An 11,696-nucleotide genomic window follows, 5' to 3' on the forward strand; every position below is an offset into this window, starting at 1 on the left:
CTGAGCCGAAAAACACGAAAGCGAGGGAATGTCCGGGGGACATTTTTAGCCCGAGCCTAAAAAACGTGAAAGCAAGGGAAAGTCCGGCAATAGTTGAAGAGCAATTTTCGCAAAAAGATTAAATAGGGATAGAATTTTAAGCAAAAGAGGAAAATATATATGGAATCTAAGGTTAAACAAGAGATCTTTAAAGATGAGCGTACGGTACAGATTGAACATAAAATAGGAAATGAACTCGCTTTTTTAACGATCTTTCTATTACTCTTATCTATTTTGGTGAAACTTGTTTTTTGGAGACTGGATTGGCAAGCTTGTGTGCCTGAAATTATCATTATTTTCACTTTAGAAATTTATGCTGGTGTACGCAGTTGGCAACTTGGCCTAGATATTAGGCGTAGTGATACAACTGGTAGTAGTAGAAGATTCAGAAGTCGTCTGGCTACAGGAGTATTCCTAGCAGCTTCCTTCTTGCTTGTTCAAATTCTGAATGGAGACTCAAAAGAAAAACCATCATTTAGTCAGAATCCTGTTTTGCAATTTATTTTTATTTTAGTTTTGATAGTTGCCTTTTCTAGTATACTTGATCAGCTGGTCAATTATTTTTATCGGAAGAAACAGACAAAGTTAGAGAAAGAATTAGAAGAAAATTAGCCTTGTTCCTGAAATGCCTTATTTTGTTCCTTAATGATCAGCTGTTAGGGGGCTTTTTGTCATTTGAGGAACAAATATGATGTTTTTAGGAATAAAGATTACATCAAGATTCATCTGAGATATAATGATGATACAAGAAAAGCTTTCCTTGTTTGTGAATAAGGTAATGTAACAAACCTGTAAAAAGAGAGGATACAATGATGAAAACAACAAGGAATTTCACTCTTCTCACAGATGAAGAATGATGTGTTAACCAAGGTGGGTATATTATTACGTGGGATTACTATTTTGAACGCCCAATAGGATACGTACGAAACAAATATTCTGAAAGAAATATTTTAGATTATTTTGGTAATCGGGATGGTTTCCCAAGTTTAAGAAGATATTAAGTTGGAAGAAAAAAATAATTTAGAGGTTTTTATGTCTGTAAAAGTTTGGGGAAAGAGGCTATATCTGTTATTACTTCCCGTTGTGATTAATCTTTTATATATCAGAATTGGTTTGCGTTGGTTTTTGAGTGTGGTCAATAATGATTCTCCCATCATTTATGATTCAGTAAGACTAGCTCGGATTGCAGTTGATGTAGTTTTTATTCTGCTTTCAGTTTTTATTTTTTATAAACTAAAAGAACTTGAAATATTTAAGCCTAAGTGGAAAATACGCCATTTTATCTATCTTGGCTTGAGTTTCCTTCTCCTTTTTTATTTGCAACATGCAGTTAGTTTTTTGAGAGGACAAGTCAGTTACAATCAACAAAGCATTGATTATATGATTGCCAGCAGTCAAGGAGAATACTTTGCGCCGTTGTTCTTGTTATCAACCTGCATAACTGGTCCAATTATAGAAGAGTTGATTTGTCGGGGGCTTGTCATGAGGACTTTTTTCAAAGACTCAAGGTACGGTCTAGATATCGTGGCATCTGGCTTGGTTTTTTGTATGGGACATATACTTGGGTTGCCGTGGTCGGTTTTAGATTTTCTGGGATTTTTTATTGGTGGAATGGTTTTTGCAGGACTATTTAGACTGACAAAGTCTATTGTTTATCCTATTCTTTTGCATGTCATTTGGAACAGTTTTCTTAGCTGGAATCTCATTCTAACCTTTATTTATTTTAATATTTTTTAGTGATGGATAGTCAGGCTCGGTGGGAAGCTTGGCTTTTATTTTTCAATCAAATAAATTGCCCAGCTCTTTTGATAAGTTTATAATGGAATAGATGAATTAAAAATTCAGAAAATTTTATAGAGAAAAGAGAGTTGAAATCTTATGGCAAAAGATATTCGCGTCCTACTTTACTACAAATATGTTCCGATTGAGAATGCTGAGAAATTTGCAGCTGACCACCTGGCCTTCTGTAAATCCATCGGTCTTAAAGGCCGTATCTTGGTGGCAGATGAGGGAATCAATGGAACGGTTTCTGGTGATTATGAAACCACTCAAAAATACATGGATTATGTGCACAGCCTTCCGGGCATGGAAGACCTTTGGTTCAAGATTGACGAAGAAAACGAGCAAGCTTTCAAGAAAATGTTTGTTCGCTACAAGAAAGAAATTGTGCACTTGGGCTTGGAAGACAATGATTTTGATAATGACATCAACCCGCTGGAGACGACAGGAGCTTACTTGTCACCTAAGGAATTTAAGGAAGCTCTCTTGGACGAAGACACTGTTGTCCTAGACACTCGTAACGACTATGAGTACGATTTGGGACACTTCCGCGGTGCCATCCGTCCAGACATCCGCAACTTCCGCGAATTGCCGCAATGGGTCCGTGATAACAAAGAGAAGTTCATGGACAAGCGCGTGGTTGTTTACTGTACCGGTGGTGTTCGCTGTGAGAAATTCTCAGGCTGGATGGTTCGTGAAGGCTACAAAGATGTTGGTCAGCTTCATGGCGGTATCGCGACTTACGGCAAGGATCCAGAAGTTCAAGGTGACCTTTGGGACGGCAAGATGTATGTCTTTGATGAGCGTATCTCTGTTGATATCAATCATGTCGATCCAGTTGTGATTGGGAAAGACTGGTTTGACGGTACTCCTTGCGAGCGCTATGTCAACTGTGGCAATCCAGAGTGTAACCGCCGCATCCTGACTTCAGAAGAAAATGAAAACAAGTACCTTCGTGGCTGTTCTCATGAATGCCGTGTTCACCCTCGCAACCGCTATGTGGCTGAAAACGGCTTGAGCCAAGCAGAAGTGATGGAGCGTTTGGCTGCGATCGGTGAAAGCTTGGAAACAGTGGTGGCTCAGTAATAAGGAGAGATCCTAATGGAAAAATTTTGTGTTTATGGGAAATTAATGGCCCAAGAAGGAAAGGTGCAGGAACTTACTGCTTACATGCAAGAAGTTGTCAAAGAAATGCAAAATCTTGACACTTGTTTCTGCTATATCTTAGGTGAGAAGGCAGATGAACCCAACAGCATCTATATTTACGAAGTTTGGGAGAGCGAGCAAGCTCACAATGACAGTCTGAACTTGGAAGTTTTTCAAAATCTCATTGCAAAAGCTAGACCCATTATTGCAGGCATGGAAAATTTGCATAAGCTGACTATTTTTGATGGTAAGGCAAGTTTCTAAATTCCTAAGAAAAACTAAAAACTTTAGACGATTCAAACGTCTAAAGTTTTTTCATTATTTATTTGTAGCTTAGCTTTTCTTTATAGAGTTTTGATTTTTTGTCCTTTCTTTATGATGTGATATAATGGGCTTAAATAAATGGGAAAGGAGCAAGTCTATGTCTAAAGCTATCATGGAAGAAGTGGCAGCCTATCTGCGTCAGCATGCAGATCAAGAGCTGAGTCTGACCGATTTGGCTCATCATTTCCATTATAGTCCTTCCCATCTATCCAGAACTTTCAAGAAAAAGATGGGCTTTTCTATCAAGCAATATATGGAAGCTCTTAAGATGGAAAAAGGGATTCAGGAAATTGTGGAAGGACGGCAAAATGTGACTGAGACCTCTATGGAAGCTGGTTATGATAGTCTAGGCAGTTTTTCCAATACGTTTAAGCGGCATACTGGACTTTCGCCTAAAAAATATTATCAGGAATCAACCAAGGCTTATGATTTTATAGTCAAACAGCTGGATGAGAAGGGAGCTTTCTTGCATCAGGATCCCGACTGTAAAAGTGGCAATCGGTTGACTGTGGCCTTATCTTATCCCGAGGGGTATGAGCCACGCATTAGTTGTGTCGGGCTTTTTAAAACCCGCATACCCAAAGAAGAGCCGGTTATCGGAGTAGCACTGAGTCAGGAGAGGCAGTTTATTTTTGAAAATGTACCGGATGGTCACTACTATCTTTTGGCCTGTGAATTACTGGAGGATTTACGCCTATCTAAAAACTATGTCTTGAAGCATAACTTTCGCTGGGGCAGTGATGAGCCACTCACCTTTTCAGGTCATAGCATCTATCAGGAGAAAATCAGCATGCGCAGGCCCTTGCCCAGCGATCCCCCTATTACAGTTAATCTTCCAGTTTTAATCATGCGTTCCCTAGTCAAACAAGCGCAATTGAGAATAAGAAAATTTTTATCCTAATTGATAAACTGATGATAGAGATTTATTCTCAGCTATAAAAAATTGGAGAAACAATAATGAAATTAGACGTGTTTTTAAGTTTTAATGGTCAGGCAGAAGAAGCTTTTCGTTTTTATGCTGACCTTTTTCAGACAGAGATTAAGGGACTTGTCCGAGCCAGTGAGATGATGGATCCAGCAAACCTTCCTGCAGAAAAACGGGATAAGCTTGCCTGGATTGCCTTAGATACGGAAAACTTAACCCTGCATGGTGAAGATGTAGGCATTTTTAACGACCTATCTATTCCTAGCAATCATCAGCCCAATCAATGGTTAGTTCTGAGCCCAGACAGTAGAGAAGAAGCTGATGAGCTTTTTGCTAAGCTTGCTGAAGGTGGTCAAATTCTCTATCCTTTAGAGGAACAAGCTTTCGCAGAGTTTTATGGCCGCTTGATTGACCGTTTTGGTATCGGCTGGGATGTGATGAAATGAGGTAGAAGGATGGCTTATAGTGAATCCTTAGCCCAGCAAGTCCGTGCCATTTTAGCTACTGAACTTCCTCCTCATGTTTTTGAAGAAGAGGTAGAAGAGAAGAAGATGTTTGGTGGTTTGGCTTTTATGGTCCGAGGTAAGATGACCATTACTGTGAGTTCGAGAAGTCAAGAGCTTGTCATGGTACGCATCGGTAAGGAAATGGAAAAGCAAGTCCTGCCTAAAAATGGTGCTAGTGTGACGTTAATGAAGGGCAGGCTTTACCATGGCTATATTGATTTAGATGCCGAAGGACAAAAGGAACTGTCTTACTGGATCAAGCTAGCTTTGGCCTACAATCATGAGTTGAGCCAATCGTCTGAAACTTAATAAAGAAAGAATAAAGAAGAAAGTCTAGCTAAATTTTGATTCAGCAGGCCTATCTTCTTTTTTAGTACAAATGTTTATATACTTTTGCACTAGATACCCCGTTAATCGAGAGTCTAGAAGATTATTAGACTGGCTGGTATAAAAAATGAGTTTTACCTTACTATGATATGCTAAGAATAAGTAAAAACTATCCCAATCTTGTGATTTTAGGTATAATAGTAGCCAGAGGTGATTATGGGAATTCTATTATTTCTATTTCTTTTAGGTTTAATCTTTTTATTCTATTTTGTAGGTTTTATAATTAAGTTGATTCTAGGGATCGTCTTCTTTGTTATTGGTTTGGTGGTACTTTTATTCCTACTAGGTCGTTATCGAAAGTAGAATAAATGACTACTACGAATCAATAGAAAATGAGAGGAAATCAATGTTAAAAATAGAGCAACCAATTACGATTGTTTCATTTCTTTTTGATGATTTTGAGACCCTAGATTTGATGGGGCCGGTAGAGTTTTTAGCTGCTTTACCAAATGTGGAGATGAACTATGTCTCTCTTGCTGGTGGTCTGATTTCTAGTCGGCAGGGTTTTCAAATCAATACAGAGCTCTTAGAAGATTTACCCTTAAACAGTATTTTACTTTTACCTGGTGGTCAAGGTGTCAGGAAAATGGTAGAGGATAAAGTCTTTTTGACTCGGCTTGAACGAGCTATCCAGCAGGCGGATTTAGTCTTAAGTGTCTGTACAGGAGCAGCTTTTTTAGCTCAGCTTGGTCAGCTCAAAGGGCGTCTCGCAACGAGCAATAAGAGGGCTTGGTCTTGGGTGACTTCGTTTGATAGTGAGGTCCGTTGGCAACGTCAGGCGCGCTGGGTCGTAGATGGAAAGTTTTATACTTCGTCAGGTGTTTCAGCTGGAATGGATATGACTTTGGGCTTCATTGCTGATTTTTGGGGGCAGTCTTTAGCTGAAGAATTAGCTCAAAAAGCTGAATATAACTGGCATCGAGAATCTGATCAGGATCCATTTTACGATAGATGATAGAAAAGAGAGTGGGACAGAAATCGGTAATTCGTTAGAATTCGATTTCGTCGTCCCACCTCCGCACAGTTGAGTAGGGCTGTAAAAGCTGATGAAGTCAGCGTAGTAGAGCCCACTCAACCACTGCGTCTTGCTCGACAATCCAAAGACAATTGAGAGGCTAGGGATTTTGTCCCAGCCTCTTTTTGCTAAAGCGCTTATTTTTAAGTGGAAACTCAGTGAAAATTTTCTTTGAATCATAGGTTGATAGGCAAATTATGATACAATAGAAAGGACAAATTCAGTAAGGAGAGAAGTTCGGTATGATATTGGAAGAATTTGATCAAAATCGTAAGGCGATTATAAATCCAGAAGATCTAATTGAGGCGATTTCGGACTTTCCTTCCACGGCAGTTTCTTGTTTTGCAAGAGAAACTTTCAAGCGCTTATTAGAGAATTTTAATCATGAATGGATCACAACGACTTCGATGGCCAACATCGACATTCCCATTTATCGGATTTTTGTAGGTGGACGAGAGCTAGCCTTGTTCAATGCTCCGGTCGGTGCTTCAGCTTGCGTAGCAATTTTGGAGGATTTGATTGCTTTTGGAATGAAAAAAATGGTTTTATTTGGAACATGTGGTGTTTTGGATGAGGACATTAAGGAAACTTCAATCATCATACCAACGGCGGCCATACGTGATGAAGGGACTAGTTACCATTATCAGGTGGCGTCTGATGAGATTGAGGTAAATGCTGATGTGCTGGACTGTTTGCTTAATTTTTTGGACAAAGCAGGAATTTCCTATAGCAAAGGCAAGGTCTGGACGACAGATGGTATCTATCGTGAGACGATAGACAAGCTTCGCAGGCGAAAAGATGCAGGTGCAATTTGTGTAGACATGGAATGCTCAGCTGTGGCTGCTTTGGCTGCTTTTCGCGGTGTATCTATCTGCCATTTCTTTTATGCGGCAGATCATTTATCAGAAGAAAAATGGGATATGAGAAGCTTGCCTAATCATGCAAATTTAGATGAGAAAGATAAAATAGCAGATTTGGCAGTTCAAATCGCTTTAGCATTATAAAGAGAGTATGATGAAAAAACCTATTATTCAGTTTGAAGATTTTACATTTCAGTATCAGGCTCAACTAGAGCCTACTTTAAAAGATATTAATCTAACTATTTATCAAGGCGAGAAAGTTCTGATTGTCGGACCTTCTGGTTCGGGAAAGTCAACTTTAGGTCAATGTTTAAATGGCATCATTCCTAATATTTATAAAGGGCAGGTCAAGGGTCAGCTAAAGATCCAAGGACAAGATAGATTTTCTGATAGTATTTACGATAAATCTAATTTGGTTAGCACTGTCTTGCAGGATACGGATGGTCAATTTATCGGTCTTAGTGTAGCAGAAGACCTGGCTTTTGCGCTGGAGAATGATATGATTGAATTGTCAATCATGAAGGAAAAGGTTCAACATTGGGCTGAAAAACTGGAGCTTGCCAACTTTCTTCAACATCGACCCCAAGATTTATCTGGTGGGCAAAAACAGCGAGTCAGTTTAGCAGGTGTATTGATTGATGAGAGTCCGATTTTACTTTTTGATGAGCCATTAGCGAATTTAGATCCAAAAACTGGTCAGGATACGATTGATATGATCGACCAGATTCATAAGGAAGCTGGGACGACGACTATTATCATTGAACATCGACTAGAGGATGTCCTTTATCGTTCTGTTGATCGATTGATCTTAGTCAATGATGGACGGATTCTATTTGAAGGCCATCCAAATCAGTTATTACAGACAACGTTATTAAATGAAAATGGGATTCGAGAACCATTGTATCTGACTACCTTGCGTCAGCTTGGATTGGAATTGAATCAGATGGATTATTTGTCTGATTTGGAGAAACTTGATGTGCCAGCTTTGCCATTTTCAAAAGAAGTTAATATGGAGGTTGACTCTAAGGCTGTCTCCCCTCTCTTTTCAGTAGAGAATATTAGTTTTTCTTATGGTGAGCGTCCGGTTTTGAAAAATATTTCACTCCAGTTTTCAAAGGGGGAGCGGATAGCCATTGTAGGAAAAAATGGAGCCGGAAAGTCTACTTTAGCGAAGGCACTTTGCCAGTTTGTTCAGACTGATGGGAATTATATCTGGCGGGAAGAGGATATTAAGGCCGATTCTATTAAGGAGAGAGCAGAGCGGATTGGCTATGTTCTACAAAATCCAAATCAGATGATTTCTGAAACGATGATTTTTGATGAAGTGGCTTTAGGACTGCGCTTACGTGGAGTCGCTGAAGAAGAAATAGAAGAGCGAGTCTTATCAGTTTTGAAAACTTGCGGTCTATATGAGTTTAGGAAATGGCCTATTTCAGCTCTTTCATTTGGACAAAAGAAGCGGGTAACAATCGCCTCTATTTTGGTCTTGGGACCAGAGATTATCCTTTTAGATGAGCCGACAGCGGGGCAGGATCAGCGAAATTATACCGAAATTATGAATTTCTTAGATGAATTAAATCAACAAGGTCATACCATTATCATGATTACTCATGATATGCAGCTAATGCTAGATTATTCAGATCGTGCAATTGTAGTGGTGGATGGGAAAATCTTGGCGGATAAATCCCCTGCTCAGGTGCTGACGGATAAGAACTTGATTGCAGAAGCAAATCTGAAAGAAACTTCGATTTTTACTTTAGCTAAAAAGCTGGGTGTTGATCCGCTAGCCTTGACAGAATTTTATATGCAAGAAAAAGGGAGAAGTCATGTTTCAAGATAAAAAAATTATTGGTTATCATGCCGGGACTGGCTTTATTTACCACTTGTCAGGAGCAAGTAAATTATTGTTTTTTATTCTTGTGTCTGTGTCGGCTATGATTAGCTATGATACTCGATTTTTAATGCTCATTGCACTTTTATCTCTAAGTTTATTTAGGATTTCAGGGATTCGATTGCGTGATGTTCGTTTTGTTTTGGTTTTTGCATTGGTTTTTGCAGTGCTCAATATCTTGATGGTCTATCTTTTTGCACCCCAGTACGGTCAAGATATTTATGGAAATGAGACGCTATTGTTAGATGGCATTGGAATCTATAATGTAACATTAGAAGAGTTATTTTACCTTTTTAATATGGCATTGAAGTATGTCTGTACGATTCCATTGGCAGTACTTTTTCTCATGACGACCCATCCGAGTCAGTTTGCTTCCAGTCTCAATCAGATTGGGGTTCCTTATAAAATTGCTTATTCTGTTAGTTTGACCTTGCGTTATATTCCAGATTTACAAGAGGAATTCCATCTGATTAAGATGTCGCAAGAAGCGCGTGGATTAGAATTGTCATCAAAAGCTAAACTGAGTCAGAGGATTAAGGGGAACTTACAGATTATTATTCCCTTGATTTTTAGCTCCTTAGATCGTATTGAGACGATTGCGACTGCTATGGAGTTACGTCGCTTTGGTAAAAATAAAAAACGGACCTGGTATACATATCAAGTATTTAATCGGATAGATATTGCGGTTATCATCCTTTCTCTTACTTTCTTGCTGGTCAGTTTTGCTCTATTTTTTGTCAATCACGGCCGCTTCTATAATCCGTGGAGGTAGGACAGAAAATGGATATCTATGCTTATCAAAAACCTTTGGGGAAAATAGAGGATGCTCCAGACTTGAAGAAAGACTTTATTAAAGTTTATGAAGAAAAAACACATCAAGAAGTAGTTCGATTTTGCCAAGTTTATGCCGTTCATCTTTCGGAGTTAACTGCTTTTGCATTTACAGAAGAGATGAAACAAGCCCTTACTGCTATGGATGACTGGTTAGCTGGGGAGAGTTCTTATCATGCCGCTAGAAATCTGAGCTTTGAGATTTCACGTTTCGCAAAAAAGGAAGATGATGTAGTTAAAGTGAGATTCTATCGAACGATGGCTCAGCTTGTAGCTAGTCCCCATGTTAAATATCATGGCCTTTGGGCAGCAGATTTTGCTATTACCCTGATCAACAAGATATATCCAGGAGATATTGATGCTGTTAAAAAAGAACGCCTGAAGCAAATTGAGTTATTGAAGATGATATAAAAAACCAGATAAGGTGCACTGCATCTTACCTGGTTTTTCTTCTTATAATGGTCTTTTGTTTGGCATGCCGGCTTTTCGTGGGTATTTATTGGGAGTTTCTTTCTTCTTTTCCACCACTGTGATAAAGCGGGGATCGCCGTTTGGTAAGGAATAGCTGAGGTTGTCTTGAACCTTGCTAAATAGGAGGGTCAAGGCATTTTTTGATTCTTCCAGTTCTTCTGGAGCATTTGAAGCCTTGAGCGCCAAGAGCTTGCCACCAACTTTTAGATAGGGAATGGTCAGTTCAGATAGGACCTGCATCCGAGCGACTGCACGGGCGGTGACCAGGTCAAATTGAGCTCGAAAGGCCTTGTCCTGAGCAAAGTCTTCTGCGCGTCCGTGGTAGAAGTGAACCTTGTCCAGCTCCAGCTCCTCTGCCAGCAGTTTGAGGAAGTTGATGCGTTTGTTGAGCGAGTCAATGATAGTCACATCCAGTTTAGGGCAGATGATTTTCATAGGGAGACTGGGAAAGCCGGCCCCGGCTCCGATATCTAGCAGCTTAAGCTCCTGGTTATCAATCAGGCATTGCAAAACGGGCGCTATTGAATCATAGAAATGCTTGAGATAGACTTCATTTTTTTCTGTGATAGCTGTCAGATTGATTTTTTCATTCCATTCGACCAAGAGTTCAAAATAACGCTCAAACTGATCTTTCTGGCGGTCGTCCAGCTCGATTCTCTGCTGGATCAAGAGCTGGTAAAATTCTTGCGGTGTCATAGTTTCATCCTTGTTTGTCAGTATTCATCCTATTATATCATAAAAAGGAGACCCCAGCATTCTGCTGAAGGGTCTCTTTTCTTATATGCCAATCTGATTGAGCTCCGCCAAGAGCAGCTGGCGACGCTCGTCCTGATTAGCAGCTGGGTCAAAGAGAACTTCTTTTTTGATCTTGCCATCTAAAATGAGCAGGACCTTGTCGGCATAGGTAGACACGCTGGCATCATGCGTCACTAGGAGAATGCTTGCGCCTTGCTGGTGGAAGTGCTGCATGAGTTCCATAGCTTGACGGCCAGCCTGAGAGTTGAGGGCTCCTGTCGGCTCGTCAGCAAAAATGATTCGAGGCTGGTTCATGAGAGCTCGGCATATGCCGGCTCGCTGGAGCTGGCCGCCCGATACCTGATGGATAGAGCGGTGACCAATGTCCTTAATACCAGTCAGAGCCATTAACTCCTTGGCTCGCTCATAGGCTGCCTTTCGCTCACTGCCTTTCTTACCAATGATACTCGGTAGGCAGATATTGTCTAGGATATTGAGATTTTTCAGAAATGTTGCCTGCTGGAAAACGAAGCCAAAAGCTTCTCTGCGAAGGCGGTCCAAGTCTTTGTCTTTCATAGCCAGCAGGTTCTTTCCCTCGTAAAGAATCTGGCCTTGATCAGGTCTGTCAATGGTGGATAGAAGATTGAGCAGAGTGGATTTTCCGCAGCCAGATGGCCCCATGATGGCGATGAATTGGCCGCTTTCAATCTCCAGCGACAAATCACGGAGAATGGGTTCCTGATTTCCCTGATAGCTTTTGATGAGGTTATGAGCTTCTAATAACATA

Annotated in this window: 13 protein-coding genes and 2 pseudogenes; 13 read left to right on the forward strand and 2 right to left on the reverse strand. The window is 40.1% G+C overall.

Annotation, left to right across the window (positions count from 1 at the left end; genetic code table 11):
* The first annotated feature begins 159 nt into the window (after positions 1-159).
* From HMPREF9182_RS08165 to HMPREF9182_RS08220, 13 genes and pseudogenes are all read left to right on the forward strand, one after another.
* Complete coding sequence (locus HMPREF9182_RS08165) at positions 160-651, forward strand: DUF6773 family protein (RefSeq protein ID WP_009754633.1); 492 nt, start codon at positions 160-162, stop codon at positions 649-651.
* 390 nt (positions 652-1,041) lie between these two features.
* Positions 1,042-1,776 (forward strand): CPBP family intramembrane glutamic endopeptidase, encoded by a 735-nt coding sequence (locus HMPREF9182_RS08170; RefSeq protein ID WP_037602828.1) that lies wholly within the window; start codon positions 1,042-1,044, stop codon positions 1,774-1,776.
* Positions 1,777-1,917: 141 nt separating this feature from the next.
* Positions 1,918-2,904: an oxygen-dependent tRNA uridine(34) hydroxylase TrhO gene (trhO, locus tag HMPREF9182_RS08175; protein ID WP_009754842.1), complete on the forward strand. Its 987-nt coding sequence runs from the start codon at positions 1,918-1,920 to the stop codon at positions 2,902-2,904.
* A 15-nt stretch (positions 2,905-2,919) separates the two neighbouring features.
* The gene (locus HMPREF9182_RS08180) at positions 2,920-3,228 is read left to right on the forward strand and encodes a putative quinol monooxygenase (protein WP_009443971.1); all 309 of its coding nucleotides are present in this window, start codon (positions 2,920-2,922) and stop codon (positions 3,226-3,228) included.
* Positions 3,229-3,385: 157 nt separating this feature from the next.
* Positions 3,386-4,189: a helix-turn-helix transcriptional regulator gene (locus tag HMPREF9182_RS08185; RefSeq protein ID WP_009755002.1), complete on the forward strand. Its 804-nt coding sequence runs from the start codon at positions 3,386-3,388 to the stop codon at positions 4,187-4,189.
* Positions 4,190-4,245: 56 nt separating this feature from the next.
* On the forward strand, positions 4,246-4,659 hold the full coding sequence (locus HMPREF9182_RS08190) for a VOC family protein (protein WP_002932455.1): 414 nt from the start codon (positions 4,246-4,248) through the stop codon (positions 4,657-4,659).
* Positions 4,660-4,668: 9 nt separating this feature from the next.
* Positions 4,669-5,028 carry a TfoX/Sxy family protein gene (locus tag HMPREF9182_RS08195; RefSeq protein ID WP_009443131.1) on the forward strand — a complete coding sequence of 120 codons (360 nt, stop codon included), beginning with the start codon at positions 4,669-4,671 and terminating at the stop codon, positions 5,026-5,028.
* 424 nt (positions 5,029-5,452) lie between these two features.
* Positions 5,453-6,061 (forward strand): DJ-1/PfpI family protein, encoded by a 609-nt coding sequence (locus HMPREF9182_RS08200; protein ID WP_009443454.1) that lies wholly within the window; start codon positions 5,453-5,455, stop codon positions 6,059-6,061.
* Positions 6,062-6,363: 302 nt separating this feature from the next.
* Entirely contained in the window at positions 6,364-7,125 is a 762-nt protein-coding gene (locus tag HMPREF9182_RS08205) for a nucleoside phosphorylase (RefSeq protein WP_009754459.1), read from the forward strand.
* 10 nt (positions 7,126-7,135) lie between these two features.
* Positions 7,136-7,987 (forward strand): annotated as a pseudogene (locus HMPREF9182_RS11180) (DUF3744 domain-containing protein); the annotation flags it as partial.
* A gap of 45 nt (positions 7,988-8,032) precedes the next feature.
* Positions 8,033-8,821, forward strand: a pseudogene (locus HMPREF9182_RS11185) (energy-coupling factor ABC transporter ATP-binding protein); the annotation flags it as partial.
* Positions 8,808-9,644, forward strand: coding sequence for an energy-coupling factor transporter transmembrane component T family protein (locus tag HMPREF9182_RS08215; protein ID WP_009754335.1), 837 nt, complete (start codon positions 8,808-8,810; stop codon positions 9,642-9,644). The pseudogene HMPREF9182_RS11185 and the gene HMPREF9182_RS08215, both read left to right, overlap by 14 nt.
* 8 nt (positions 9,645-9,652) lie before the next feature.
* Positions 9,653-10,114 (forward strand): putative immunity protein, encoded by a 462-nt coding sequence (locus HMPREF9182_RS08220; RefSeq protein ID WP_009444031.1) that lies wholly within the window; start codon positions 9,653-9,655, stop codon positions 10,112-10,114.
* A gap of 42 nt (positions 10,115-10,156) precedes the next feature.
* Here the strand turns inward: HMPREF9182_RS08220 and rsmG are convergent, their stop codons facing one another.
* On the reverse strand, positions 10,157-10,870 hold the full coding sequence (gene rsmG / locus HMPREF9182_RS08225; RefSeq protein WP_009754355.1) for a 16S rRNA (guanine(527)-N(7))-methyltransferase RsmG: 714 nt from the start codon (positions 10,868-10,870) through the stop codon (positions 10,157-10,159).
* A gap of 81 nt (positions 10,871-10,951) precedes the next feature.
* Entirely contained in the window at positions 10,952-11,695 is a 744-nt protein-coding gene (locus HMPREF9182_RS08230; protein ID WP_009443719.1) for an ABC transporter ATP-binding protein, read from the reverse strand.
* Position 11,696: the final 1 nt, after the last annotated feature.

Source organism: Streptococcus sp. oral taxon 056 str. F0418 (assembly GCF_000220065.1).
In the GTDB taxonomy this organism is placed as follows: Bacteria; Bacillota; Bacilli; order Lactobacillales; family Streptococcaceae; genus Streptococcus.